General features: G+C 44.7%; 25 protein-coding genes. 8 read left to right on the forward strand and 17 right to left on the reverse strand.

Annotation, left to right across the window (positions count from 1 at the left end; translation table 11 throughout):
• Positions 1-199 precede the first annotated feature (199 nt).
• From ISX59_RS08640 to ISX59_RS08680, 9 genes are all read right to left on the reverse strand, one after another.
• Positions 200-2,050 carry a glycoside hydrolase family 13 protein gene (locus ISX59_RS08640; RefSeq protein WP_022012320.1) on the reverse strand — a complete coding sequence of 617 codons (1,851 nt, stop codon included), beginning with the start codon at positions 2,048-2,050 and terminating at the stop codon, positions 200-202.
• A 166-nt stretch (positions 2,051-2,216) separates the two neighbouring features.
• The gene (locus ISX59_RS08645; protein ID WP_005807669.1) at positions 2,217-3,515 is read right to left on the reverse strand and encodes a tetratricopeptide repeat protein; all 1,299 of its coding nucleotides are present in this window, start codon (positions 3,513-3,515) and stop codon (positions 2,217-2,219) included.
• 20 nt (positions 3,516-3,535) lie between these two features.
• On the reverse strand, positions 3,536-4,870 hold the full coding sequence (locus ISX59_RS08650) for a lipopolysaccharide assembly protein LapB (protein ID WP_005807668.1): 1,335 nt from the start codon (positions 4,868-4,870) through the stop codon (positions 3,536-3,538).
• Positions 4,871-5,022: 152 nt separating this feature from the next.
• Complete coding sequence (locus ISX59_RS08655; protein ID WP_005780630.1) at positions 5,023-6,183, reverse strand: sodium ion-translocating decarboxylase subunit beta; 1,161 nt, start codon at positions 6,181-6,183, stop codon at positions 5,023-5,025.
• Between the two features lie 2 nt (positions 6,184-6,185).
• Positions 6,186-6,617, reverse strand: a complete 432-nt coding sequence (locus ISX59_RS08660) for a biotin/lipoyl-containing protein (RefSeq protein WP_005780629.1) — start codon at positions 6,615-6,617, stop codon at positions 6,186-6,188.
• 25 nt (positions 6,618-6,642) lie between these two features.
• Entirely contained in the window at positions 6,643-7,557 is a 915-nt protein-coding gene (locus ISX59_RS08665; protein ID WP_005780627.1) for an OadG family transporter subunit, read from the reverse strand.
• Positions 7,558-7,576: 19 nt separating this feature from the next.
• Positions 7,577-9,130, reverse strand: coding sequence for an acyl-CoA carboxylase subunit beta (locus tag ISX59_RS08670; RefSeq protein WP_005780626.1), 1,554 nt, complete (start codon positions 9,128-9,130; stop codon positions 7,577-7,579).
• Between the two features lie 125 nt (positions 9,131-9,255).
• The gene (gene mce, locus ISX59_RS08675; protein ID WP_005780623.1) at positions 9,256-9,660 is read right to left on the reverse strand and encodes a methylmalonyl-CoA epimerase; all 405 of its coding nucleotides are present in this window, start codon (positions 9,658-9,660) and stop codon (positions 9,256-9,258) included.
• A 211-nt stretch (positions 9,661-9,871) separates the two neighbouring features.
• Complete coding sequence (locus ISX59_RS08680; RefSeq protein ID WP_005780621.1) at positions 9,872-10,855, reverse strand: GNAT family N-acetyltransferase; 984 nt, start codon at positions 10,853-10,855, stop codon at positions 9,872-9,874.
• A 116-nt stretch (positions 10,856-10,971) separates the two neighbouring features.
• Here ISX59_RS08680 and ISX59_RS08685 point away from each other — a divergent pair, with 116 nt between their 5' ends.
• The 6 genes from ISX59_RS08685 (at position 10,972) to ISX59_RS08710 (ending at position 14,452) form a co-directional block, all read left to right on the forward strand.
• Positions 10,972-11,514: a carbonic anhydrase gene (locus ISX59_RS08685; protein WP_005780619.1), complete on the forward strand. Its 543-nt coding sequence runs from the start codon at positions 10,972-10,974 to the stop codon at positions 11,512-11,514.
• Positions 11,515-11,639: 125 nt separating this feature from the next.
• Positions 11,640-12,176 carry a nitroreductase family protein gene (locus ISX59_RS08690; RefSeq protein WP_005780618.1) on the forward strand — a complete coding sequence of 179 codons (537 nt, stop codon included), beginning with the start codon at positions 11,640-11,642 and terminating at the stop codon, positions 12,174-12,176.
• Positions 12,177-12,178: 2 nt separating this feature from the next.
• The gene (locus ISX59_RS08695) at positions 12,179-12,511 is read left to right on the forward strand and encodes a hypothetical protein (RefSeq protein ID WP_005780616.1); all 333 of its coding nucleotides are present in this window, start codon (positions 12,179-12,181) and stop codon (positions 12,509-12,511) included.
• Entirely contained in the window at positions 12,508-13,299 is a 792-nt protein-coding gene (locus ISX59_RS08700; protein ID WP_005780614.1) for a Rossmann-like and DUF2520 domain-containing protein, read from the forward strand. Before ISX59_RS08695 ends, ISX59_RS08700 begins: the two co-directional genes overlap by 4 nt.
• An 18-nt stretch (positions 13,300-13,317) precedes the next feature.
• Positions 13,318-13,839 carry an HAD family hydrolase gene (locus tag ISX59_RS08705; RefSeq protein ID WP_005807661.1) on the forward strand — a complete coding sequence of 174 codons (522 nt, stop codon included), beginning with the start codon at positions 13,318-13,320 and terminating at the stop codon, positions 13,837-13,839.
• A gap of 31 nt (positions 13,840-13,870) precedes the next feature.
• Positions 13,871-14,452 (forward strand): Maf-like protein, encoded by a 582-nt coding sequence (locus tag ISX59_RS08710; RefSeq protein ID WP_005807660.1) that lies wholly within the window; start codon positions 13,871-13,873, stop codon positions 14,450-14,452.
• Between the two features lie 152 nt (positions 14,453-14,604).
• Here the strand turns inward: ISX59_RS08710 and ISX59_RS08715 are convergent, their stop codons facing one another.
• Genes ISX59_RS08715 through ISX59_RS08735 form a run of 5 tightly spaced genes read right to left on the reverse strand, consistent with a single transcriptional unit; the run spans position 14,605 to position 19,295 of the window.
• Complete coding sequence (locus ISX59_RS08715) at positions 14,605-14,997, reverse strand: hypothetical protein (protein WP_005807659.1); 393 nt, start codon at positions 14,995-14,997, stop codon at positions 14,605-14,607.
• Positions 14,998-15,040: 43 nt separating this feature from the next.
• Positions 15,041-16,111: a hypothetical protein gene (locus ISX59_RS08720; RefSeq protein ID WP_005807658.1), complete on the reverse strand. Its 1,071-nt coding sequence runs from the start codon at positions 16,109-16,111 to the stop codon at positions 15,041-15,043.
• 18 nt (positions 16,112-16,129) lie between these two features.
• Positions 16,130-17,512, reverse strand: coding sequence for an MBOAT family protein (locus ISX59_RS08725; protein ID WP_005807657.1), 1,383 nt, complete (start codon positions 17,510-17,512; stop codon positions 16,130-16,132).
• Between the two features lie 3 nt (positions 17,513-17,515).
• Entirely contained in the window at positions 17,516-17,758 is a 243-nt protein-coding gene (locus ISX59_RS08730) for an acyl carrier protein (RefSeq protein WP_005807656.1), read from the reverse strand.
• 13 nt (positions 17,759-17,771) lie between these two features.
• Complete coding sequence (locus ISX59_RS08735; protein WP_005807654.1) at positions 17,772-19,295, reverse strand: amino acid adenylation domain-containing protein; 1,524 nt, start codon at positions 19,293-19,295, stop codon at positions 17,772-17,774.
• Between the two features lie 216 nt (positions 19,296-19,511).
• Between ISX59_RS08735 and ISX59_RS08740 the strand changes: the two genes are divergently transcribed.
• The gene (locus tag ISX59_RS08740) at positions 19,512-20,429 is read left to right on the forward strand and encodes a hypothetical protein (protein ID WP_220575823.1); all 918 of its coding nucleotides are present in this window, start codon (positions 19,512-19,514) and stop codon (positions 20,427-20,429) included.
• Positions 20,430-20,594: 165 nt separating this feature from the next.
• Entirely contained in the window at positions 20,595-21,431 is an 837-nt protein-coding gene (locus ISX59_RS08745; protein ID WP_220575824.1) for a glycoside hydrolase family 16 protein, read from the forward strand.
• A gap of 334 nt (positions 21,432-21,765) precedes the next feature.
• Here the strand turns inward: ISX59_RS08745 and ISX59_RS08750 are convergent, their stop codons facing one another.
• From ISX59_RS08750 to ISX59_RS08760, 3 genes are all read right to left on the reverse strand, one after another.
• Entirely contained in the window at positions 21,766-22,275 is a 510-nt protein-coding gene (locus ISX59_RS08750; RefSeq protein WP_220390709.1) for a DUF3836 domain-containing protein, read from the reverse strand.
• Positions 22,276-22,492: 217 nt separating this feature from the next.
• Complete coding sequence (locus tag ISX59_RS08755) at positions 22,493-24,691, reverse strand: tetratricopeptide repeat protein (protein WP_220575825.1); 2,199 nt, start codon at positions 24,689-24,691, stop codon at positions 22,493-22,495.
• Between the two features lie 3 nt (positions 24,692-24,694).
• Entirely contained in the window at positions 24,695-25,885 is a 1,191-nt protein-coding gene (locus tag ISX59_RS08760; RefSeq protein WP_005807643.1) for a DUF418 domain-containing protein, read from the reverse strand.

Here is a 25,885-nt window from a genome sequence, read left to right on the forward strand (position 1 = left end):
GCAAAGGTAGCAATATTCTTCGATAATAGTCAAATGTTTGACTATTATTATTCGTGACAAAATTCACCACGGAGTAACACGGAGTAATACAGAGGTGATTTAAGTTGCTGATTATTATTGCAAACACTCTGTGCTACTCTGTGTTACTCCGTGGTAAAAAGACTTTTGACACCCCGAGCCTGCTTTGGGGTGAACGGGGCTAAAGCTCTATGACCATTGACTGGCGTGGAGCCATTGTCAGTTCCTCGTTCAGCATTATCATTTTTCCGCTAATGACGTCTTTGCCTTGAGTTTTATCTTTCAGTACTTCAGCGTAATATTTCAGAGGGAGTTTCACCTCCTTATCCGTACCGTTCAACAGGACAAATACTGTTTTTCCGTTATATTCGCGTGCATAGGCATATACACCGTGCTGAACCATGAACTGTTTCATGCTGCCTTTGGCAATCACATCGTTGCCTTTGCGCCAGTTCAGCAGATTGCGGTAGAAATTATAGCTTTCGTTCTGTAGTTTGGTACGTCCCTCCGGAGTAAGAGCGTTTTCTTTATCATTGGCCCATCCGCCGGGGAAATCTTTTCTGACATAACCGTCGCTTTTGCTCTTTACTCCGTTCATCATGACTTCGGTTCCGTAATAAAGCTGCGGAATGCGCCGGGTGGTCAGCAAAAGGGTAGAGGCCTGTTTCAGCATGTCGAGATTTTCACCTTCACCCAGAAAGCGGTCGGTATCGTGATTCTCTATGAAAGCCAGCACGGATGCGGGATCGGGATACAGATAATCGTATACAAAGTTGTTGTATACCCGATCCAGACCTTTGAACCAGGTGTCGGTCTCTTCGTTCTTGGCTGTGTTGATTTTGTCGAAGAAACTGAAGTCCATCACAGTTTTCAGGTTACTGTTGCGTGGGGCGGAGAGTTTGGAATCTTTTTGCCACCAGGCTGTGTAGGCAGGTTCGGTTACCCAGGTTTCGCCTACCGTGTTATAGTTGGGATATTCTTCATTCAGTTCCTTCATCCAGTTGCTCATGGCATCGTAGTCGGCATACGGGTAAGTATCCATCCGGATGCCGTCGATATCGGCATATTCAATCCACCACAAACTGTTTTGCAGGAGATATTTGTATACGTGAGGGTTCTTCTGGTTCAAGTCGGGCATGGCTTCCACAAACCAGCCGTCATTCATCTGGTCGAAGTCATACTGTGAGGCGTACGGATCTACGTGAGGAGTCAGTTTGTAAGATGTCTGTACGAAGTTGTCTTTAAAATCGGAGTGGTTGAACCAGTCCTTCGAAGGCATATCCTTGATCCAGGGGTGTTCTACTCCGCAATGGTTGAAGATCATATCCATTACGACTTTAATGCCCCGGTTGTGAGCTTTGTCTATCAGCGAACGATATTCTTCGTTGGTACCGAAACGTGGGTCTACTTTGTAATAATCGGTCGTGGCATAGCCGTGGTACGAACCGCCTTTCATATTGTTCTCAAGTACCGGGGTGAACCAGAGTGCGGTCACTCCCAGGTCGGTAAAGTAGTCCAGGTTTTGTTCAATACCGGCGAGGTCACCGCCGTGGCGGGCGTTCGGGTCATTGCGGTCTACTTTATATTCTGCCATGCCTTCTATCTGGTCGTTGTCCGGGTTTCCATTGGCAAAGCGATCCGGCATTAACAGATATAGGGCATCCGATGCGTCAAAGCCTTTGTGGTCGGCTCCTGCTTTGCTACGTGCTCTCAATTCGTAATCCTTAACCAGCTTTTTCTTTCCGAGAGTGAATGTAATAGGCATTTTCCCCGGTTTAACATCTTTATCGAGATGAAGATAGACAAGCAGATAATTGTTGCTTTCCAGCTTCACGACGCTGCTGAGTGATACTCCGGGATAGTTTACTGATACGGATGCCTGGCCGATGCCTTCGCCGTATACCATTAACTGGAGTTCCGGATTGTTCATGCCGGTGAACCAGAAGGGCGGATCGATTTTTGATACGTTCATGGCTGCATAAGTACTTAATGAAAGTAAGAGAGAACCTAAGAAGAACAATAATTTTTTCATGATATTAGCTCGTTATTATTTAGATGCTGCTAATATAGGATAAATCATCGGATTGGTTCCTGTTTTCTTCCTTACTGTCCGCCATCTATTTATGCAAACGTTTTCATAGGAGATGCTTAAACCTGAATCGGGCATTTGTAATGTGCACAAAAGCCACTTTGGATACCTACTTTTCTCCTTTGAAGAATTTTTCCTTTCGGATACTTTCCAGTTTATTGGCGGCACTTTTATAATAGTCTATGCGAGGTGCGGGCTCCTCCTCTTCGACGTCGCTATCTTGTTGCAGCTCTATTGCCTTCTGTTGGGACTTTGTTCGTAAAAAAGCTTGCAAGTAGCGCTCTGTGGCTTTTGTATCTTTGATTTTATCGGATAGAAAGGCCATGTTATAAAGCAATATATGCCTGTCGGGGGCATACTTATATTGTTCTTTGATTGCTTTTATCTGCTCGCGGGTCTGTTTGGCCTCTTTATAACAATCCGCAAGTCCGAAATAGAGACGTTCCATTATACTGTCGGTGGGGATAGTCTGGTCGATGGCCTGATTCAGATACTCAATCCCATCTTGTTTCCACAAAGTCTTGGAGCAGGAGCGTCCCAAGTAGTAGAGCAGGTTGGCGCTGGGGGACTGGCGGGATTTTGCTTTAAGCAGCCAATCGCGTGCTTTAAAGTATTCTTTCGTGGCATAATAGCTGACTCCCAGATAATAACATGTCAGCAGGGTACTGTCTCCCTGGCTTGTCAGATCTTGATAACGTTTGATTGCCATGGGGTAGTTTTTGTGCAGACAATAAGCCAAGGCGTTCTGTCGGTTTACCTCTACATTGGTACTATCCATTTGGCGATATCCTTCTGTCAGGGAGATTGCCCCTTCATAATCCTGCATCGTATTGAGTATGCTGCCCAATCTGGCAACAGACAGATAGTCGGAAGGATATTTTCTGATGATGGAAATGTAACATAACATGCTTTCTATCGGCATGTTAAGTCCTTCCATACTTTCTGCCATTAATCGTAATACGGTAGCGGAACTGTCTTTCTTGGCCAATGTGACGCTTTCGTGCAGTGCATCTCCATATCGCTGCTGGTTGTATAGTAGACGGGTGTATTGCAGGTGTGCGTAAGTATGTTCCGGATTTAACTTCAAAACTTTCCGATAGTATTCCAAGGCCTCGTTGTACTTGCTCAGTTGCCTGCAACATTCAGCGGCTTCTATCAATGCCTGCTGGTTTTCGGGTAATTCGGAAATGATATGTTGTAAAGTGGACAAGGCTTCGGCAGTGTGTCCCAATCCCTTTAAAGCCTTGGCTTTTTGTAACAATAATTGCGATGAAGCAGTTTCTCCATCGATCAGTCTGATGGCCGTTTTGTAGTCATAGTTTGCCATTGCTTCCTGGATAGAAGTTACGTTCTGAGCGGACAATGCTACATTGAAGCCCAGACAGAGGAGGATCAGGAGGTATTTCATATGAGTAAATATAGGTTCTGTTATTTCGGGCTTTGTTCCGGTATTCCCTCGTTGAAGAATTTTTCTTTCTGTAAGTCCTTCAGCCACTTATCGGCAGCGTTGTAGTAGTTTTCAAGTCCCAGAACGAGTTCTCCTGTTTCGGCGGTGGCTTCCTCCTTTTTGGCATCTTTGTTCCGGGTCTTTAAGAAGGCCTGCAAATAACGTTCGGCTGATTTGTGGTCTTTTAGCTGATATGAATAATTCCAGGCGATGTCATAAAGTAGTTTATGGTTCGTCTTATCATATTTATACAGCTCTTTGAGGGCCTGGATTTGTTTGGGTGTGTCTCTTGCCAGTTTACAGCAATCGACCAAGCCTTTGTAAAGACGGATCATGGTACTGTCTTTGGGGATGGTAAGTTCGATGGCTTTCTCCAGATGTTCTATGCCTTCCTTTTTCCAGGAAGTCTTGGCGCAACATCGTCCCAGATAATAGAGCAGGTTCGGATCTTCTTCCATATCTTTGTACAGTTTGCTGAAGCATGCGTGTGCTTCATAATAATATTCATCGGCATAATAGCTGATTCCCAGATAGTATAATGTTTGTGTACTGCTGTCTCCCTGCTGGCATAGATTTTCGTAACGCTTGATGGCCATCGGGTATTGTTGGGCACGACAATAGGCAAGTGCGTTTTGCTGGTTTACGATCAGGTTGGTTGAATCCCGTTCTCTGTAGCGTTCGGTTGCTTTGATCGCGTATTCGGGATATCCTGCCGCTATGTTCAGATTTCCCAGTTTGGCCGCTGCTAAATAGTCGTCCGGGTATTTGTCCTGAATGATTTCATAACAGCCGATGGCAGGCAGTATTTGTTGCATTCCTTCAAGGCTCTGTGCCTGTAGGTGGAGTACCACGGCCGAACTGTCTGTTTCGGACATCATTGAGCTCTCTCCAAAAGCTTCGGCATAATTTTTCGTATTGCAAAGCAAGTTGATAAATTGCAAGCGGGCATACTTGTTCTTGGGATTCAAGGTGATGGTTTTCCGGTAATAGTCCAATGCATCGTTATATTTAGCCATTGCTTTGCAACATTCCGCGGCTTCGATGTGTGCCTGTTGGTTGGTAGAATCTGCCGTAATTACTTGGCGGATGACACGGAGAGCCTCGGCGTTGTTGCCGATTCCTTTCAGGGCTTTGGCTTGCTGCATCAATAGCGGGATGGTAGGCTTCTCTTTGTTGATCAGTTCAATGGCAGTCTCGTAATCATAGTTTGCCATTGCTTCCTGAATCTTGTTTTGATTCGTGTTCTGTGCCGTTAGTATGGGGCTAAGACACAAGCAAAAGATAAAGATGAGTGGTTTCATAGCTTTTGTTTTCATAGGACGTATGTTTTATTGCCTGCAAGTTAGTAAAAATATCGTTTCTACGAAGGGTTCGTAACGTCTTTTAGATAGATTAACGTAAAATGCAAGGCGCCTCTCTTTTCGCAAAGAGAGACGCCCCGGTTCTATTTTATGAAAAAGCTTTTAAACTACATAAGGAATCCGAGCAGGATACCGGCAGCTACGGCTGAACCGATTACTCCCGCCACGTTCGGACCCATAGCGTGCATCAGCAGATAGTTGGTCGGATCGTATTCCAAACCGACCACTTGTGAGATGCGCGCCGAGTCGGGTACGGCAGATACACCTGCATTACCGATCAGCGGATTGATCTTGTTGCCTTTCTTCAGGAAGAGATTGAAGAACTTCACAAACAAGACACCCGAGGTAGTGGCAATGATGAAAGAGAATGCACCGAGGATGAAGATCAGGATAGAATCCCAGGTGAGGAATTGTGAGGCTTGGGTAGAAGCTCCCACAGTCAGTCCCAACAGGATAGTGATGACATCGATCAACGGACCGCTGGCAGTATTTGCCAAGCGACGGGTTACACCGCTTTCTTTCAATAAATTACCAAAGAACAGCATACCCAGCAAAGGCAGACCCGACGGAACCAGGAAGCAAGTGAGCAACAGACCCACGATGGGGAAAATCACTTTTTCGGTATGCGATACGATTCTTGGTGGTTTCATGCGGATCAGGCGTTCGTGTTTAGTGGTCAGCGCACGCATGATGGGCGGTTGTATCACCGGTACCAGTGCCATGTAAGAATAGGCTGATACGGCGATGGCACCCATCAGGTTCGGAGCCAGTTTAGACGAAAGGAAGATCGCCGTCGGTCCGTCGGCACCACCGATGATACCGATAGCACCGGCTTGGTTAGGCTCAAATCCGATGAGGAGGGCAATGATGTAAGCGCCGAAGATACCGAACTGTGCGGCAGCTCCGATCAGCATCAGTTTGGGGTTGGAGATCAGTGCCGAGAAGTCCGTCATGGCCCCGATGCCTAAGAAAATAAGCGGCGGATACCAACCGGAGGTTACACCTTGATAAAGGATGTTCAGTACCGAACCTTCTTCGTAAATACCCACTTTTAATCCGGCTTCCATATTGAATGGAATATTACCGATCAGAATACCGAAGCCAATGGGGATCAGCAGCATCGGTTCAAATTCTTTGGCTACGGCAAGGTAGATAAAGAAAAGACCGATTAGCAACATGAAAAGATGTCCGGGTGTCGCGTTTGCGAAACCAGTGTATCCCCAGAAGTCAACAAGGTTATTCCCTAAGAATGATACGAAATCTCCCATAATTATTCAATGATTACGAGGTCTGTACCTTCAAGTACAGAATCTCCTTTATTAACTTTAATTTCTGCTACTTTTCCATCTTTATTGGCATTGATGTTGTTTTCCATCTTCATAGCCTCAAGGATGATGATAGTCTGGCCTTTCTTGACAGTGTCTCCTGCTTTCACCTTGATGTCGAGGATGACACCCGGCAGCGGAGATTTCACGCCGTCTCTCTTGGAAGCTGTCGGCTGTTTGGTCACTACCGGAGCTCCCGATTCGGTTTTCGGAGCGGCTGCCGGACGGGTAACCGGTTTCGGAGCAGCTTTGACGGGAGTATCCAACTCTACTTTGTAAGAGGTTCCGTTTACTTCAACATTGGCTATGTTATCTTCTACATCGTTCACTGTAACGTTGTAAAGGTTGCCGTTGATTTTATATTTATATTGTTTCATTGCTTCATTTTATTAGGGTTAGTAATTATCTTCTCGGAGTCTGACGCAGTGTGTAGATCTTCGAACTCCACGGTGAGTAGGTGCGTTTCACTTTGTTGATAGTCAGAATCATGTCTTCAACGTCGTGAGCGTCATTCAGGTATTCGTGCAAAGCCATGGCGATAGCGGCGGTCTCTTCACCTGTGTGGCTACCCAGGTTCTTCTCCTTCGCTTCCGTCTTGTCGGTGATACCGGTGGCTTTCATTGCGTTTTTCTTACCCAGTCTGACAGCGATATTACCTACCGCCTTGAATGAAAGATACAAAAGTACCAAACCAATGAATACGACTGACATGGCAATGATGGCCATACCAATACCGATAGAGTCGTGCTTTTTGAAGTTCTCGATCTTCGGGTTTTTGTCGATAGTCATATTGTTGGTGCTTGGAGTGACATAGCTATGTTCTCCACCACCTTTTACTACCCAGTTAGCACTTCCGTCTTTTTCACGGGCGTATGAACGGTCGGCAAGCTGACCGGCAGGGATGGTTACCTCGTCAATCAAAGTTTTACCGTTGGAATCATACAGAGCAATGTAGTTCTCTTTGTCCGGATCGAGCGTAAAGTTTACATGAAACGTACCCCGGTTAGGCATCCCGTCTGCCCAGAACAAAGCATGTTGGCGTGGCTTGATTAACGTCAGCACGTCGCCTTTGGGAATAGGATATTTGGTCGGATTGTTTTTATCGTTCGTCAGAAAGCAACCTTCCAGATTTACCGAAGCGAAAGAGGTATTGAATATCTCTATCCACGCATTGTGCAGTCCGTAATCATCCTGATAGTTCTGGTCGTTGATGACCAAAACTTCATTGATTTTCAGACTGGTGGCACTTTGCGCCCTGAGCCCCATGCAAACCATTGCCAGCAGAGCGATAAATATCCCGATTCTTTTCTTATTCATAACAATCGATTTTTATTTGTTACAATGGAATATTACCGTGCTTTTTAGCAGGGTTGGTTAATTTCTTAGTTTGCAGCTGTTGCAAAGCGCGGATCACGCGGAAACGAGTGTTTCTCGGTTCGATAACGTCGTCGATGTAGCCGTATTTGGCCGCATTGTACGGGTTTGCGAAGAGTTTGGTATACTCGGCTTCCTTGTCTGCCAGGAATTGAGCAGGGTTTTCCTGATCTTTGGCTTCCTTGGCATACAATACCGCTACTGCACCGGCACCACCCATTACGGCGATTTCGGCTGTCGGCCATGCATAGTTCATGTCACCGCGAAGTTGCTTGCAACTCATTACGATGTGTGAACCGCCGTAAGACTTACGCAGGGTTACGGTCACTTTAGGTACAGTGGCTTCGCCGTAAGCATACAGCAATTTGGCTCCGTGCAGGATCACACCATTGTACTCCTGACCTGTGCCCGGAAGGAATCCCGGAACGTCTACCAATGTTACCAGCGGGATGTTGAATGCGTCGCAGAAACGAACGAAACGGGCGCCTTTGCGTGATGCGTTGCTGTCGAGCACGCCTGCCAGATATTTAGGTTGGTTGGCAACCACACCTACCGACTGTCCGTTCATGCGGGCAAAACCGATGATAAGATTTTTGGCGTAGTCTTTCTGTACTTCCAGAAATTCACCGTTGTCGATGATGGCACCGATCACTTCGTACATATCGTACGGTTTGTTCGGGCTGTCGGGGATAATTTCGTTCAACAGGTCATCCATACGGTCGATCGGGTCGGTACAGTTCACCAATGGGGCTTCTTCCAGATTGTTTTGCGGGATAAAGCTGAGAAGTTTGCGGATGATCGCCAGACCTTCTTCTCCGGTTTCGGCTGTGAAGTGGGTTACACCCGACTTGCTGGCATGTACGCTTGCACCTCCCAGGTCTTCCTGAGATACGTCTTCACCTGTTACTGTTTTTACTACAGCAGGTCCGGTGAGGAACATGTAAGATGTACCTTCGGTCATCAGCGTGAAGTCTGTCAGGGCAGGAGAGTAAACCGCACCTCCGGCACACGGACCGAAAATACCCGAAATCTGTGGAATAACACCCGATGCCATGATATTACGCTGGAAAATTTCAGCATAACCGGACAGAGCGTTGATACCTTCCTGAATACGTGCGCCACCCGAGTCGTTGATACCGATAACAGGAGCACCCATCTTCATGGCCATGTCCATTACTTTACAGATCTTCTGTGCCATGGTTTCCGACAGTGAACCACCGAATACGGTGAAATCTTGTGCGAAAACATATACTAATCTACCTTCTATTGTTCCATAACCGGTTACTACACCGTCGCCGAGGAAATGTTTCTTTTCTTGTCCGAAGTTAGTACATCTGTGTTGAACAAACATATCCAGTTCTTCGAAACTACCTTCGTCAAGCAACTGTGCAATACGCTCGCGGGCCGTATATTTGCCTTTGGCGTGTTGTTTTTCAATAGCCTTTTCGCCACCACCTAAACGAGCCTGAGCGCGAAGTTCAATAAGCTCTTTTACTTTTTCAAGCTGGTTACTCATGAGTTTTTCTTAATTTAAAGGGTTATAATATTTACGATTAGACGATTTGCGATGTACGGTTGAAAATTGATAACCAAAGGTGTTTTCAATCATACATTCTGTGCTTGTCAAGTCGTATCTCTTTTTTAGTGTTCACAGAGTTCGGTCAGTACGCCCAAAGTTGATTTCGGGTGAAGGAAAGCGATATTTAAGCCTTCGGCTCCTTTGCGCGGGGCTTTGTCGATCAGGCGGATTTCCTTGCTTTCGGCTTCTGCCAGAGCGTTAGCCACACCGTCTTCAACGGCAAATGCAACGTGATGAACACCTGCGCCTTTGTTTTCGATGAATTTGGCGATGGTACTTTCCGGACATGTCGGTTCCAGTAATTCGATTTTGGTATCACCTACCTTCAGGAAGGCTGTTCTTACTTTTTGATCTTCTACAGTTTCGATGTTGTAGCATTTCAAACCTAATACGTTTTCATAATACGGAAGGGCTTCCTCGATACTTTTTACGGCAATGCCCAAGTGTTCAATGTGTGAAATCTTCATAACTATATTTTTTAATTTTGGTTTTAATCGTCTTTTTGGAATGGTATAAAACAGCACAAAGAAAATCAATTCTTGTTTAATAAAGAAATTTTTCTGCAATTAATTATGGTGAAAATAGATTTAAAACCCAAGGGGCGTTACTTTAAAAGGTAGGCATTGTTGGTTTCAAGCCAATTCTTCTTTGGTTTTAAACCCAGAGGATGCTTGATTTTTAGACATATATTTTGATCAGCAGATTGTTCAGCCACTGCCAGCGGAAGCGGAACCAGCGCCGGGTACTGCTTTGTTTGCCGCCGAAGCGGAGTACGAAGTCGCGGTAACCGTGTTTCTTGAAGGGGAGTCCGGCATCCATGAATTCCATGTGACGGAACCCGTTTTGATGTGCGTCTTGTAAAGCTTTCCATACAGCCAGTATACCCGGGTATTGCAGAGCATAGGTTTTCCGCATACCTCCCGAGAACCACAGGTAGGCATCGTTGCCTGAATAGATACAGGCAGATCCTCCGATGATTTTTCCTTTGTAGCGGACAATGAAAATTTTACCTTGCTTGCTGTGGATCAGCCGTGTGTCCATGTGCTGGAAAAAGATGATATTGGGAAAGTGTTTACGGATGCGGGACGAGTAGAGATGTCGCAGCATGTTCGAGAATTCGCGGATTTCTTCTATCGTGTGTGCTTCGTCTACCGATGCGCCATTTTTCAGCCCTTTCTTGATTTGGCGGATACGGGAAGGGCTGAAACGCTGTTCCGCACTTTCGGTGCCGTGTAGTGAATTGCGTACCCGCAGCCAGTTGACAGGGAAGTATTTGTTCGACCGGAAGTATTTGTAACCGAACATGGCATTTTCAAGATTGCGAAATTCTATCAGGAACGAACTCCGCAATACTTCTGTGGTGAGATGCTCCAGCATTTCACCGAATATTTTTTCCTTATCGGCTTCTGCTGTCAGATATTCGCCGGTGCCATAAACTTCACATCGCTTGATAAGGGAAGGAGGAAACATGCGTATGCTTTTGCGGATGGCGGCAAGCAGCCGGGCAATTGGTTTTCCATCTTCCGAAGCCATGATCAGGAGCGGAGTGTAGCCCGGAGTTTCTTCATAAATCTGAAATAACTCCTTTGAATGAAATGTATTGGTTCCGGGAAAATCCGGAATTTCACTCCCTCGGTAATATGTAGTCAGTTTTAATGGCATATCGGGACAAATTTACATTTTTTATTTCTCTTTACAACATTTGCGGGGCTTATTTTGTTGACCTGTTATTTTGTGATTATCTTTGTAGATATACTACAATAAAATCCGTTTCGATTATGTTAGAAGAAATTCTTGAATTCAACAAAAAGTTCGTTGAGAACAAGGGATACGAAAAGTATATTACTAACAAGTACCCCGATAAGAAGATCGCCATCCTTTCATGCATGGATACCCGTCTGACTGAGTTGCTGCCTGCTGCTTTGGGAATCCACAACGGAGACGTGAAGATTATAAAGAATGCCGGTGCCGTCATTTCCCATCCTTTCGGCAGTGTCATCCGTAGCTTGCTGGTAGCCATCATCGAACTGGGGGTGGAAGAAATTATGGTCATTGCCCATTCGGATTGCGGTGCTTGCCACATGAACAGTGATGAAATGATTGCCCACATGAAAGAGCGGGGAATCAAATCTGAAACGATCGACATGATACGCTACTGCGGTGTTGACTTCAGTTCGTGGCTGGGAGGTTTCGACGATCCGGTTGAGTCTGTCAGGGGGACGGTCCGTTCTATCGAGAACCATCCGCTGATCCCGAAAGACGTCCGGGTGCATGGCTTTATCATCGATTCACTGACCGGTGAATTGACGAGAGTGGAATAAATTGCCTATCTTTGCAGGGAAATCATTACCGGTTATGCAGATTCATACAGATCGGACTTTTTATTATGATTCTGTATAAGTCTGCGGTAAATGTTCGTTTATTAAAAACAATGCATTTATAGTATATGGAAAATTTCAGTGAACTGATAAAGAAACGCCGCAGTATGCGGAAATTTACAGGAGAAGAACTTTCTCAGGAGGAGGTAGTCGCTTTGCTGAAAGCGGCTCTGATGGCTCCCACTTCTAAACGTAGCAATAGTTGGCAGTTTATCGCGGTCGATGATAAAAAGCTGCTTGGCGAACTCTCGCACTGTAAAGAGCAGGCTTCTGCTTTCATAGCCGATGCCGCGCTGGCAATTGTGGTTACTGCCGATCCTTTGGCAAGCGATGTTTGGATTGAAGATGCTTCCATTGCTTCCATCATGATTCAGCTTCAGGCCGAAGACTTGGGATTGGGCAGTTGCTGGGTGCAGGTACGCGAGCGTTATACTGCTGCCGGAATGCCTTCCGATGAGTTTGTGCGTGGTGTGCTCGACATTCCTTTGCAATTACAGGTGTTGTCCATTATTGCGATCGGGCACAAAGGCATGGAGCGCAAGCCCTTCAATGAAGATAATCTGCAATGGGAGAAAATCCATATTAATAAGTTTGGAGGCAAGTAGCGGTGAGTGCGGTAAAAGCAAACAATAAAGATACATATAAAGCCACGGCAGTCACCCTTATTGTGATAGGGATGCTCTATCTGATAGACAAACTGATACACTTTTCTGCATTGGGTATACCCTGGGTGATGAATAAAGATAATCTTTTGCTCTACACTGCGGTTATTTTCCTGTTTATCAAGCGGGACAAATCCGTCGGCCTGGTGCTGCTCGGATTGTGGCTGGTGCTGAATATCGGCTTGATTGTCTCACTGCTTGGTTCGATGTCCGGTTACCTGCTGCCCTTGGCTTTATTGATAATCGGAGGTATATTGTATTTGATTTCAACACGATGAAAAGAAGTATAGAAGATACACCGATTGTGTTTATCGGTGCCGGGAATCTTGCCACAAATCTGGCAAAGGTTCTTTATCGGAAAGGATTCCGTATCGTACAGGTATATAGCCGTACGGAAGAGTCGGCCCGTGAGCTGGCGCAGAAAGTAGAAGCTGAGTATACGACGAGCCTTGAAGAGGTGAATCCATATGCAAAGTTGTATATCATTTCGCTCAAAGATTCCGCCTTTGCCGAACTTCTTCCCGCTATCGTAGCCGGTAAACGGAAAGAGGCATTGATGGTGCATACGGCAGGCAGCATTCCGATGAGTATTTGGGAAGGACATGCGTCACATTATGGGGTGTTCTATCCCATGCAGACTTTCAGTAAGCAACGGGAAGTCGATTTTAAGGAGATTCCTTTCTTTATAGAAGCTTCGTCGACCGAAGATGCCGCATTTCTGAAAGCTATTGCGTCTACCTTGTCGAACCGTGTATATGATGCCGATTCGGAACAACGCAAGAGCCTTCATCTGGCTGCTGTGTTCACATGCAATTTCACTAATCACATGTATGCCCTTGCCGCCGAACTGCTTAAGAAATATAACTTGCCGTTCGACGTGATGTTGCCGCTAATTGATGAAACGGCTCGTAAAGTGCACGAATTGGAACCTAAAGCAGCACAGACGGGACCTGCGATCCGTTATGACGAGAACGTCATCGGCAATCATTTGCGGATGCTTGCCGATGATCCCGGGATGCAACAATTATATGAATTACTTAGCCGAAGTATCCACGAAAGACATTAACCCCAAATATAAATAAGAATGAGTACTATCAATTACGACCTCACCCGGATTAAAGCACTTGCTTTTGATGTAGACGGAGTGTTGAGTGCAGATGTGATTCCACTCCATCCGTCGGGTGAACCGATGCGTACGGTAAATATAAAAGACGGCTATGCGATCCAGCTGGCTGTGAAAAAAGGTCTTCATATTGCCATTATCACAGGTGGACGGACCGATGCGGTGCGGAAGCGCTTTGCCGGATTGGGGGTATCCGATCTCTATTTAGGCTCTGCCATAAAGATACACGATTATCGTGATTTCCGTGACAAGCATGGACTCGCGGACGAGGAGATACTCTACATGGGCGATGACGTTCCCGATATGGAAGTGATGCGTGAGTGCGGATTGCCCTGTTGTCCCAAAGATGCCGCTCCCGAGGTGAAAGCCGTTGCCCGCTACATTTCATATGCCGACGGCGGATACGGTTGCGGACGTGATGTGGTGGAGCAAGTACTTAAAGCGCAAGGCAAATGGTTGTCGGATGATGCTTTCGGGTGGTGATTTTTAGTATATAACTCTTTAATTTATTAGTATGCTTGCTAACTTGAATCGTTATAAAATCGTATTGGCATCTAATTCTCCACGGCGGAAAGAGTTGATGACCGGCTTGGGGGTAGATTATGTGGTAAAAACATTGCCTGATGTCGATGAGTCTTATCCCGACTCTCTGCAAGGCGAAGAGATTCCGCTGTTCATAGCCCGTGAGAAAGCGGCCGCTTATCAGTCTGTGATGCACCCGGAGGAACTTTTGATAACTGCCGATACCATAGTCTGGCACGAAGGTAAGGCACTTGGGAAACCTTCCGGACGTGAAGATGCCATAGAGATGTTGCGAAATCTTTCCGGTAAGTCCCATCAGGTGATCACTGGGGTATGCCTCACCACCTGTGAGTGGCAAAAGAGTTTCGCTGCTGTGACAGATGTCCGTTTCGCAACACTTGATGAAGACGAAATTATTTATTATGTCGATCACTATCAGCCAATGGACAAAGCCGGTTCGTATGGCGTGCAGGAGTGGATCGGTTTTGTCGGGGTTGAGTCCATTTCCGGCAGTTACTTCAATGTAATGGGGCTTCCTATCCAGAGGCTATACCGGGAGTTGAAACAACTGTAGGAGGCTGTTTCTGACGCTAACTTCATATCGCTTGATTTCGTATGGCATTTTCCTCGTTCATCGGAAGGAGGAGAATGCCATACGTGTTTATTGCTTTGGAGGGATCAGGATGGTAACTTGAGTTGTGTAACGGTCATTATCCTGAGAGTTGATTATTTGTTTTCTGTATTCTCTTTCTCCATTTCGATGTTGATAATCGTGTTGTCCCATTTGTTCATCTTTTGCGTGCCCAGGTCGACTAAGAAGCCGGGCCAGAATAAAATATTCCACAGGCAGGCATTGTTGAAAGTAGATTCCAGGACAAAGGGAGTGGTTTGGTATCCTTCCTTTTTGGCCAATAACTGTTTGTCTTCTCTTTTCTTTTTGATCTGGACGGTAACACTGTTGTCTTCTTTGATTTCCGCTATTTTCTGCTTGGTCGATGCTTCGTAGATTTTAGTTCCATTCATTCCCGTAAAAGTGATGTCTTGTTTGGAACTGCTGAATAGTGTACAGCAAGATGAACATGAAATGCAGATGGATACTAATAATAAAATCTTTTTCATAAATTAAGTTTTTGATGTTATATAATTATTTTCTCTGATATATTTATCTGTTTTGTGTAAAAGACGTTTTGGGGTTGTTTTCATTGCCGGCAGGTGCCGAATCTTGATAAATAACTTTCAGCAGGCGTGCCCCCAGCAGAGGACGATAATGACCGGGATCATAGTAATGATGTATATCGGCTGTATATTCATTAGTTCCCGTGAAATCCCATACGGCAGAAGCACCCAGTATCTCTTTCATTCTTTTGATGTCTTCCCGGTTCGTTTTTTTCTGAAAATAATCCGGGCCGATGATGAATTTCAGGTTTGTATGATGCTTATCACAAATTTTTTTAATGGCACGAAGTACTTGAATCTGGCTGACAGACACAGCCGGCAGTTCTTCTTTGCCTGCATCCGTTCGTTTTTTGAATTCTTTTTCATGACGGGTCCAGTACAATTCGCCATCCTGTCCGATCTCTTTTTCTCTGGGATTGATAAAGTTGTTCGTGTAAGGTTCCCGAATGGGATCTCCCGGGTTTATGACCCCTTTCATATAAGGAGCATACTTATGTCCGATCAGGTAGCCTATGTAAGGAATCGTTTTGTCAGGATAGAGGAATTCCTGCAAAAATCTCAGATGGAATCCCAACTGGCTGATACCGGCTGCCTCAGCCGAAAACAGATGGTCGTTGCCCGACAGGGGCTTACTTCTGTCCAGTGCTTTTTTATCCAAAACGACTAATACATTTTTCAGAGGGGCACCTACGGAATCGAGTGCTTGAAGCTTCTGGCGCACACCGCCCAGGCTTTCCCAGTTGTCATAAAAGCGCACGGCATGATCGTCCTTATCCAGATACTTCTCCCATTCTCCTGTCAGGAATGCCATGGTACAGGAGTTGCCGAGTATAAACGAGTTATAGGCTATCGAATCACGATTCTGAAGATAATTCTGCCATCCCACATGCGCTTCGTTGAGCAGCACGGGAGAGTTATCGAATCGTTTGTAGGAGTGCAGCACCATATAAGGGTCGAAAATGAAATAGATGGCCACTATCGGGAAAAGCGGTAATGCCAATAACAGGAGTTTCAGGCAGAAACGTGTTTTGGGAGAGATTTTCGGTGAATGTAGCATGGGTGTAATTGGTTTCGGTTAAAATTGTAAATAGATAAAAGTTTCCGTATCGAACTTACCTAACATCAGCAGGGCGAATACCAGCAGATAGTAAACACTCCACCGTAGCCATGCGGGCTGGCGTTCGAGTGTTTCCATCAGGTTATATTTAGATGCATAATATTCATAGATCAATACCAGTAACAGGGCCGAACCTGCTACAATGCAATTGTGGTCGCGTATGCCGATGTTCATTTCCTTCCAGGAAGAATGTACTTCGAACGAGATGTTCCGTAAAAAATACCAGGCATCGCTCAATGATTGTACACGGAAGAAAATAAGTGACAGCGCAAACAACAGATAGGTACGGATTATCAACAGGCTGTCGGATGCATATTTCCCGATATATTGGGGCAACTTATTGCGAAAAGCAGAGGTTTTCATTTCCCAGCAGATCAATATGCCCTGAATCAGTCCGTATATGGCGAAGGTTAATCCGGAGCCATGCCATAATCCCAATGCCAGAAAGGTGATGATAAGGCTGAAGTAGACTCCCCACTGTCCCCAGTTACGGGTACCGGCGGTTAACGGCACATAGAGATAATCGCGTACCCAAAAAGAGAGTGACATGTGCCAACGGCGCCAGAAATCGGCGGTGGAACGTGCGGCAAACGGGCGGTTGAAGTTTGGCGATAGCTTGATGCCGAACAGGTAGGCTCCTCCGATGGCAATGTCCGTATAGCCGGAGAAATCGGCATACAGTTCGATAGGATAGAGCAGGCAGGTCATCAGTAGTTGGACACCCGAAAGGTCATGGATCGAATGAAACATGATATCCGTCTGCGGGGCTATCTGATTGGCTATAAGCAGTTTCTTTATCAGTCCCAGCAAAATATATTTCAGTCCGGTCACTGCGTTCGAGTAGATGAACGGGCGAGGATCTTTCAGCTGTGGCAACAAGTCTCCACCCCGTTCGATGGGACCGGAGAGGAATTTCATGAAGAAAAGCATATAGATCAGGAAATCTACCCAGTTTTTTTCGGCACGTTGCTCCTGCCAGTACACATCTGTCAGATAACCGATGGCCTGGAATGTGTAGAATGACATTCCAAGTGGAAAGATGATGTCATCTATCACTGTGCCATGGAGTAGGAGCCATCCGCCTATCAGACCGATGATTCCTGCGATATAGATTACTTTGGTCTTTTTCCCGGATTTCGCCCTGTTTTCCATCCATTGTGCCCAGAAGAAGGTGAACAGTGCCACCACTACTGCTGTCAACAGGAATGGCAGATAATACCATCCGATGAAGATGCAACTGGCTGCCAGTAGTATGAAGTTGCGGGCACGTCCTTTGACTGCATAGTAGAGAAAGAAACAGAGAGTAATCAGAGCCAGGAAACTAAAGGAGAGAAACTGCATGATTTATTCCATTTTGGTTAATAAGGCACTGCATAGGTCGCCGACATTCTTGAATTTAATTACTTCCCGAAAGTTGAAACGTACTCCGAAACGTTTCTCGATTTGGGCTATAATTTGCATATGGGTCAGTGAGTCCCAGCCATCTACGTCTTGAGAGGTGGATGATTCGCTGATACAGACGTTGTCCTTCTTTAAAATATCACGGAAAATGCTTTGTAGTTGTTTTAATACTTCTTCTCGGTTCATATTTATATTGTTTTTAGAGTTCCTTCTCTCTTATCAGTTCAACAATTTTTTTTCGGTCTGTTTTATTGCTATTGGTTACCGGAAACTGAGGGATACAATGAATTTGTTTCGGCAACATGTATTGTGGCAGCTTTTCTTTCAGATATTCTATCAATGTGTTTTGGTCACATTCGGTCGTTTCGACTGCCAGATGCAGTTCGTTGCAAATTCCGTCACAGATTAACGGAAGGGCAGCCACGTTGCAAGGAGTCTTGAAAAACGACTGGGCAGTGTATTCTATTTCGCTTAGTTCTATTCTGAAGCCCTGTATTTTCACTTGATAGTCCTTACGGCCGCAATAAATGATATCTCCATCGTTGTCTAAAATACACAGGTCTCCGGTCCGGTAATAAATTTGTCCGTCAGGACGGTGTATTAGAGCCGATGCCGATTTTTCCGGATCATCCAGATAGCCTTTCATTACTTGCCGACCGGATACCCAAAGTTCTCCCGTCTCTCCCTGAGGCAGATCATTTCCTTCTTCGTCAACAATGATGACGCGGATACCGGGAAATGGTTTTCCGATAGCCACCATTCCGTTGTAATGCTTGCATGTGCCGGAAGCCGGAATACGGTAACAGGTACAGTAAATCGTAGCCTCTGTCGGGCCGTACAGGTTGACGAACTCTGCGTTGGGTGCCGATTTTCTGAATCGTTCCAACAGTTCGGTTTGCGACGCCTCTGCCGATACTCCCAGATATTTCAGAGCAGGCAGGCTGATTTCATCGAAATAGGGTGAAAGAAGTTGTAATAGAGAGGGGGTGACCGTGGCGAAGGTCAGTTCGTACTTCTCCAGAAGTTCGAACACCTTGAAATGCTTTACATCCTGATGGGCCACTGTATAAACGGAAGCTCCTAAAGTCAGGGGATAAAGTAATGATACGACGGATACGTCAAATGTCAGCTCAAACATTTGTAACATGCGGTCGTGTTCATCCAGGTTCCAGTTAAGAGAATCGTATGCCTGATAAAAAGTGTTCAGATTGGCACGTGTGATGGGGACTCCTTTGGGTTCGCCTGTGCTTCCCGATGTAAAAATGATATAAGCGTTTCTTTCTTCTTCCGGCGGGTAGAATTGCAGCCTTGACAATTCCGACGGTGCTTTTTCCGACAGCTTGTCTGTGTTGATTACTCTGAAGAGGTCGGTTCCGAATGCCGGGCGTTCGACATGGCTTGTGCAGAGCAAAGTATGCAATCCGGCCAGTCCGGCTATTTTGAGATTACGTTCTTCCGGGTAAGCAGGATGCAGAATGACATATGTTTTTCCACTGGCCAGTACCGCCAGAATGGCTGCGTAGGTTTCAATCCGGTTTTCCGCAATGATCCCGATTCTTTCATCTTCTATCTCTGATAGCGAATGGGCGACGGAGGCTGTTATTTTGCCAAGTTGGGCATAAGTATAATGTTTATCGTCAATGATAAATGCTTCGTTTTCGGGATAACGTTGCATGGCGGAAAGAATATCATTGGTAATATCCTTCCGGGGAGATGTTGTCATATCCATTAGTTTTTATTCATGTTTTGGGTTTAGGAATTCCTTCTATCTTCTTGAGATCATTTATTAAAAAGACAGGGAAATGAACTGATCTCCCTACGGGCAATGAATTAAAGAACGTTAATTGTGTGATAACGCATTCTTAACCTTGCTTTCCTTCTTTAATTCGTTATATTTGCATTTTATCCGAATAGGGATTTTACTAAAACTGAAAATAATATGAAACCTGTAACCTTACCCTTATTTAAAAGTCTGTACTATGTTCTCTTTGCTACGGTAGTTGTGATAGTGCTTAGCGGTTGTGAGAAAGATGATGAAAATGAAATTCGTTTTTATACCAGTAATGGTTCTGAAGAGCGTCTCCTGGGAGAAGAGGGACTCTTGATGGATGTTTTGCAAACACCGGCTATGATTTTTCTGAAAGCTGCATCCGGAGATCAGATAAAAGTCCGTTCGGAAGATACTGCGGTGGTCGACGCTACGTATAATCCGGATTACTTAGGAAAAAGATGCATTGAAGTTCGTGTGGCTGGGGTTGGAAAAACTCATATCTGTGTATCTTATCGGGGAGAAGAGCATATTATTCCGGTGGCTGTTGCGTCCCGGTCTGTGGCTTATAGCGGACAATACCGCCTTGAAGGTTTCAGATGCTATCAAGGCAGTAGTAAAGGAGGCGTAGAAATCTTTCCGGAGATGGACAGTTATTGGGAAAGCCGTTTCAATAGTTCGGATGGATTTATTAAGGGTTTTCCAAATGATAAGATTGAGTTTATATCTGTTGATAAGTTGAGATTCTTTTCCGACTTTGAAGATGGTACTTCACTTTCATACGAAAAGTATTTTCAGATGCGGAATGATTCTCTTTTCATGCGTTCCCATGCCGAAAATCGTTGGGAATTTTATGGTAAGGTAAATCATAATGTCAATAGTGATCAATTACAGCTGACCTACTCAATTCATTTCTGGACTTACAGTTCAACCGGGCATTTCACTTCTTTTGGGAGGGGACATGATGGCGGCTTTATAGCCAACTATTCTGATTTTTTTTATTATTATCCTGTATTTGAAGATCTTAATCAGATGACATCTGAGAATGATGAAATAGCTTGGTGTAATGTTTCTTATAGTTTTGAATGACATAAACGACGCTCTCTTTATTGATACCTTTTATGGATTCTGGTAAGTCAGATTAGATTGTCCCTATTAAATCGTATAAAAAATCACAGAGAGTTGATGAACTAAATAAATATACAGTTTGTTATTTATCAGTAATTTTATGTTTAACTCTAAAACCTTAGTATTATGAAAAGATCTCTTGTCTTATTATGCGGTGCTGTCATGTCGGTACTTTCTTTCTATGCTTGTTCGTCTTCTGATGATTCGATGGTTACACCTCTGACAAGGTCAGATGCTGTTTCGGAGAAGATAGTTTTTCAAGATGACTTCAACCAGACAGATAGTATTCCCGACAAAACAAAATGGGGCTTGTGCAAAAAAGGCAGTCCTGCCTGGAGCAAATATTTATCCGAAAGTTATGATCAGGCTTATGTACACGATGGGAAGTTAGTACTGATTGCCGAGAAAGTGAATGGAGTATATAAGACGGGAGGGGTGCAGTCATTAGGTAAAGCAGAATTTCAATATGGTAAAATAGAGATATGTGCCCGTTTCACCAAGACGGCAAAGGGTGGATGGCCTGCCATCTGGATGATGCCTGCCAAACCCGTTTACAGTGGATGGCCTGCTTGCGGTGAAATAGATATTATGGAGCAGTTGAATCATGACGGCATTGTATATCAAACAATTCACAGCCACTACAAAAATGACTTGGGATTCACTAAGCCTGTTCCAACAAAAACAGTTCCTTACAATAAAGGGCAATTCAATGTATTTGGTATCGAGTGGACTCCCGAGTCTCTTACTTTTAAAGTGAATGGAGCTACCACTTTAGTCTATCCTAACTTGCATTTGGCCGATGAGAGCGTCAAAAAGCAATGGCCGTTCGATACTTCTTTTTATTTGATTTTAAATTATGCTTTGGGCGGTGCAGGTACTTGGCCTGGTACTATAATGGATAGTGAACTGCCTGCGAAGATGGAGATAGACTGGGTAAAAGTAAGTCAACCTGTGGATCGTTAACATTGTTAATGCATAATTTCCGTTTTTACTTTCACGAATATAAACAACAAGTCTTTTGCATGCAAAAGACTTGTTGTCTGTGTTTGAAGAACCAACTTTAATACAGTGTTAAAACTAACTTTCTATACTTAGATACCAAGTGTATTTATCTGTTTGGTTATAAATGCTTTGTCTTGATTCGATGTCTTGAACTCCCAAGAGAGTCTTGGCAAAGAGGAGATGGGGATAACTACTTTTTTATCAACTTCCGGATTTAAATTCTTTCTCTTTGATGTTCTGGTTTCTTTGATTATGTTACCTGATTTTTCCGTATCTGTGAAATCCGGAATCTCCATTAACGGGTTGTTGCATAAATGTTCTCGTAAATGGGTACTAAGGCGTCTTTCTCCAATATCCATTGGTTGGTGCGGGAGTTCATTTTGTATGCGTATTGGGCTATCAGTTGGTTATCACTGTTGGTGATGTATATATATTTTTCTGATGGGCTAAATGATTCTTTTTCTTTATTCCATACAGAATACTCTACCGAAGTTTCTGTTTCATACCGGGAGACAACCGTCAAAGATTCTTTTTCCCATGCGTTTTTAAATACATTCCATGTATAGGTGGATTTCACCGTTCTCTGATGGTCGGTATCGTAGCTGTATTTATGCATTTTTACCGGACTGAGTATGCCGGAAACAGGATTGTCCATAGAATATATTTCACGGCAGACGAGTCTTCCCTTTTCCATCGTATCATTATGGACAAACTGTTTGCCGTTGTTTGTTGCACAAGCAAATCCACATACCGAAACTAATGCTGCAGAGGCTAATACTCTTTTGAAAAATGTAATTGTTTTCATATCCTTTATTATTTAATTAGTTTATATCTTTCTTTGTTTATTAGACGTTGTTACTTGAATTTAAGTTGCACGGGTATACAATCTTTTTTCAGATTATTTTCTGTAGAGTAAGAATCAATAGGTATGCCAGAATTTAGAAGCTTCATTATTAATAGATTATAAAAAAACAGGGTGTCCACAATCGGACACCCTGTTCGTTTTTTCTTTCTTGTTTGTTCTAAATCAGATCGAGAACCAATGGAATATCATCGGAGGTAATACCTTTTCCTATGATGATATCCTCGTCCTTGCGGAACATCTCAAGGAACTGCTCTTTACTGCCATAGAGTTCTGCGGCTTTGGAGTAGAAAGGCACGGCTTTCTCTATATCTCCCAATGACCATGCCACATGACCGGCATTCAGGTAGTCTACCGGCATCGGCTTTTGGGCAATCACTTTATCATAGTACTTCATGGCTTGTTCACGTTTTCCTGTCATGAACGAACACCAACCGATGGCACGCCATGCTTTGATGCAATCACTTTCCAGGAAATCGAGTTTGAAGAAGTAGTTCAGTGCTTCTTCGTAGTTCCATGTCTCTGCCAGGCAGTTGCCAATATAGAAAATTACTTTTGTGTCTTCCGGCAATACTTCTTCCACTTTTCGGTAATATTCCAAAGCTTTGCGGAATTGTCGGTCGAGACGATAACAAATGGCTAAATGGCGATTAGTCCATAAGTTGTTCGGTTTGAGGGTATCTGCTTTCCGATAGGCTTCGATGGCTTGTGCATATCGTTTTAGTTTTTGCAGAGAGTAGCCCTGCTTTTGGTAAACTTCAGCTTCATTCTCTCGTGGGACCATGTAGGCGACTTTGTCATAGGCTTCGGCTGCTTTTTCCCAGTGCTCTTTTCTGAAGTGAAAGTTGGCTAAAGCCAGCAGGGCATCCGGGTTGAACAACATGTCTTCCAATGCCGGATTGCTGTACAGGCAGATGGTCTCTTTGAACAAGTCGCGAAATTCCTGTCTTCGCATATTCAATTTGAAGAAGCGGTATAAGTCGTGCAGATATTGGTTACTTACCGTATCGGGGCGTTCGGAAAATTTCTTCAGTGTTTCGGCTTTCGACTGATCTGCCAATTCTTCCATTTGTTGTTCCGTGAGTTGGCTCAACATCATGTCACGCTGTGATTGCGGCAATTGCTGCATGGTGAAGAACAGCGAATACTTGTCACTGTTACAGAAGAAACCAGACTGCAGGATGATTTCCAACAGACTTCCTCCTTCTGTTTCCCGGTTACGAAACTCTTTAATGACAGCCGATTGTTGCCTGTCGAAAGGATAGAACCAATTGGAAATTTCCCTGAAGAACGGATAGCTTTTAAGTTGTGCAAATGTGCTCATATATACATCGGCACCTTCCAGTTGCAATTCGTTCATTTCACGCAACTTGTCACCCAGTCCGGATTTCTCTATAGCATCGGCCCAGTCGGGATTGGTGTCATCTTTCTCTTCATCGGACTCTTCGAAACCAAACTTCATGTTGCGCATGGGAGACATGCTTTTCAGCATTTCGGGAATGATTTCCTCACGCATTTTTTTGTCGATTTTTTCCGTTTCCTGACTGAGAAGTATTTGGATATGTACGCGTAGCAGTTCTTTTTCGAACGCGGTTTCTTCCATCAGTGCCGTGATACGTAAATTGATTTCCGGATAGAAATCGATACGTGGTGAATAGGCATGGAGAATAAAAGCGATTCCTACCAGAGCCCGCTGGCTGATCTGTACATTGGGGTGACGGTAAGCATCTATCAGCCACAGAAGTTTTCGGAGATCGAAACATTCCATCAGACTAAGGGTAACGGCACTTGTAAAAAGGCAAAGATCGTTCACCGGAAGTAACTCGGACTGAAGCATGGATTGTGCAGTTGTACTTTCTTCCGTACTCCAGTTGCTATTGGTCCAGGTTTGCAAGAACAGAATCCGCAGATTATCTTCGTGACGTTTCAAAACTTCATCCATGTTTTGATCCGAAATGAATCCGCTTACGGCCAGGTCATCATTGAACGATTCAAGCGTGTGTATCAGCATCTCCAGGGTAAGGGGAGAAAGTTCCTCAGTACGTCGCGTACGATATTGATGATAATAATGGCTTGATACGCTGTCGAGTAGTGTAATACGTGCCTGATCGGTGATTTCAAGAGTATCGGCCAGCAATCTTTGATATAATTTCTTACGCTCCGGGTCTTCTATCCCCTGGCGCATGTATTGCAGCATATAGTTGTACGAAGTCTGTATCTGCTCCAGGCGGGTACGGAGCGACCATTCCGGACACTTCCAGAGGAATGATTCCAGTTGAGTCAGCGCCTCCTTCAGTCGTTTTTGTCCGATCAGGCGGAGGATGTATTGATATTGTTCGTTGATAAGTTGTTCGTTCATAATTTACTTTCGTTTATTGTTTCCAATCCAAGTGAGGCGTTTCCATAGGCCTTCGAAGGGACCATGTTTGAAGTGACCGAGCCACCAGGAACAGAAGGTCATTTGAAGAAGTACAAAAAGAATGCCAAAAAAGAAACTGTAAGTAATTCCTAAGAAACGTCCCAATTCAAACCCCCAGTGGTAGAAAAGAAGTGAGCCAATGACGGATTGTCCGATGTAGTTTGTCAGACTCATCTTGCCATACGAGGTGAAACGCATCAGGAATCTGCGGTCTTTGACACGGTAGAAAGTGATAAGCAGTCCGCTGACCAGCAATACCATGAAGCTGAGGTTGCTCAAAGAGCTTATGATCAGTTGCAAGGGAATCAGGAGGGCATCGCGCGTGATGAATCCCGGCAGCATGTTATTCAGACCATATAATGGAAAGAAACATAAGAGTGACATACCTAATGCTTTGAGCCAGCGTTGTTCGTTCTGTTCGCTATAAAGGAATAGTCCCTTACGTCCCACCAGCATACCGAAGAGGAAGAGGGCAGGCGTTTGCAGAATGCGTCCGTGCTCCAATGCCCAAGTCAGGTTGGCAAGTTGCCCTTCCCAGAGGTTCATGCAGATCGTTTCAAGGAAGGTACCGTTTTTCTGCACGTCGAAAGCAATCCCGAAGTAGTGGGAAGCCAGGCTGGGACCGGGTACATAATCCGGGTTGCAGAGAGCATAGATGACTTTGAACCAATCTATCGGTTGCAGGATAAGCAGGGTAGCGAAGATGGTTACACTGCGGCTACCGAGGCGACAGAACAGAGGGAGTATCAGACCGAGCATGGCATACATCGTCAGTATTTCACCTGTAAAAAAAGCAGCGTTGAACTGTCCGATGATGAACAGTAGCACCATCCGCCAGATGAACCGGAGGCGAAAATCTTTACCACGGCGTTGTTGGTTGTTATCCTGAATATAGAAACTGAAGCCGAACAGCAGGGCAAATACGGCATAAGCTTTGTTGCTGAAGACAAAAAAGAGCCCGTTCCAGATAGCTCTGTCGGTAAACTTCATCCATTCGCCGGGGATGGCATCCGGAAAGGAGTAGAAATTAAAATGTTCGATACTATGCAGGATGATGATCCCCATCACAGCCAGTCCTCTCAGTACATCGGCCACGTCTACACGGGCATTGGGTTCGCTGATTTTATGTTCCAT

The sequence above is a fragment of the Bacteroides sp. FSHCM14E1 genome (assembly GCF_019633785.1).
GTDB classification, from domain to species: domain Bacteria; phylum Bacteroidota; class Bacteroidia; order Bacteroidales; family Bacteroidaceae; genus Bacteroides; species Bacteroides hominis.

What these genes read in the sequence shown, in the direction of transcription:
- ISX59_RS08640 (WP_022012320.1), bottom strand. Translation starts at nt 2,050, where the DNA reads ATGAAAAAATTATTGTTCTTCTTAGGTTCTCTCTTACTTTCATTAAGT.
- ISX59_RS08645 (WP_005807669.1), bottom strand. Translation starts at nt 3,515, where the DNA reads ATGAAATACCTCCTGATCCTCCTCTGTCTGGGCTTCAATGTAGCATTG.
- ISX59_RS08650 (WP_005807668.1), bottom strand. Translation starts at nt 4,870, where the DNA reads ATGAAAACAAAAGCTATGAAACCACTCATCTTTATCTTTTGCTTGTGT.
- ISX59_RS08655 (WP_005780630.1), bottom strand. Translation starts at nt 6,183, where the DNA reads ATGGGAGATTTCGTATCATTCTTAGGGAATAACCTTGTTGACTTCTGG.
- ISX59_RS08660 (WP_005780629.1), bottom strand. Translation starts at nt 6,617, where the DNA reads ATGAAACAATATAAATATAAAATCAACGGCAACCTTTACAACGTTACA.
- ISX59_RS08665 (WP_005780627.1), bottom strand. Translation starts at nt 7,557, where the DNA reads ATGAATAAGAAAAGAATCGGGATATTTATCGCTCTGCTGGCAATGGTT.
- ISX59_RS08670 (WP_005780626.1), bottom strand. Translation starts at nt 9,130, where the DNA reads ATGAGTAACCAGCTTGAAAAAGTAAAAGAGCTTATTGAACTTCGCGCT.
- mce (WP_005780623.1), bottom strand. Translation starts at nt 9,660, where the DNA reads ATGAAGATTTCACACATTGAACACTTGGGCATTGCCGTAAAAAGTATC.
- ISX59_RS08680 (WP_005780621.1), bottom strand. Translation starts at nt 10,855, where the DNA reads ATGCCATTAAAACTGACTACATATTACCGAGGGAGTGAAATTCCGGAT.
- ISX59_RS08685 (WP_005780619.1), top strand. Translation starts at nt 10,972, where the DNA reads ATGTTAGAAGAAATTCTTGAATTCAACAAAAAGTTCGTTGAGAACAAG.
- ISX59_RS08690 (WP_005780618.1), top strand. Translation starts at nt 11,640, where the DNA reads ATGGAAAATTTCAGTGAACTGATAAAGAAACGCCGCAGTATGCGGAAA.
- ISX59_RS08700 (WP_005780614.1), top strand. Translation starts at nt 12,508, where the DNA reads ATGAAAAGAAGTATAGAAGATACACCGATTGTGTTTATCGGTGCCGGG.
- ISX59_RS08705 (WP_005807661.1), top strand. Translation starts at nt 13,318, where the DNA reads ATGAGTACTATCAATTACGACCTCACCCGGATTAAAGCACTTGCTTTT.
- ISX59_RS08710 (WP_005807660.1), top strand. Translation starts at nt 13,871, where the DNA reads ATGCTTGCTAACTTGAATCGTTATAAAATCGTATTGGCATCTAATTCT.
- ISX59_RS08715 (WP_005807659.1), bottom strand. Translation starts at nt 14,997, where the DNA reads ATGAAAAAGATTTTATTATTAGTATCCATCTGCATTTCATGTTCATCT.
- ISX59_RS08720 (WP_005807658.1), bottom strand. Translation starts at nt 16,111, where the DNA reads ATGCTACATTCACCGAAAATCTCTCCCAAAACACGTTTCTGCCTGAAA.
- ISX59_RS08725 (WP_005807657.1), bottom strand. Translation starts at nt 17,512, where the DNA reads ATGCAGTTTCTCTCCTTTAGTTTCCTGGCTCTGATTACTCTCTGTTTC.
- ISX59_RS08730 (WP_005807656.1), bottom strand. Translation starts at nt 17,758, where the DNA reads ATGAACCGAGAAGAAGTATTAAAACAACTACAAAGCATTTTCCGTGAT.
- ISX59_RS08735 (WP_005807654.1), bottom strand. Translation starts at nt 19,295, where the DNA reads ATGACAACATCTCCCCGGAAGGATATTACCAATGATATTCTTTCCGCC.
- ISX59_RS08740 (WP_220575823.1), top strand. Translation starts at nt 19,512, where the DNA reads ATGAAACCTGTAACCTTACCCTTATTTAAAAGTCTGTACTATGTTCTC.
- ISX59_RS08745 (WP_220575824.1), top strand. Translation starts at nt 20,595, where the DNA reads ATGAAAAGATCTCTTGTCTTATTATGCGGTGCTGTCATGTCGGTACTT.
- ISX59_RS08750 (WP_220390709.1), bottom strand. Translation starts at nt 22,275, where the DNA reads ATGAAAACAATTACATTTTTCAAAAGAGTATTAGCCTCTGCAGCATTA.
- ISX59_RS08755 (WP_220575825.1), bottom strand. Translation starts at nt 24,691, where the DNA reads ATGAACGAACAACTTATCAACGAACAATATCAATACATCCTCCGCCTG.
- ISX59_RS08760 (WP_005807643.1), bottom strand. Translation starts at nt 25,885, where the DNA reads ATGGAACATAAAATCAGCGAACCCAATGCCCGTGTAGACGTGGCCGAT.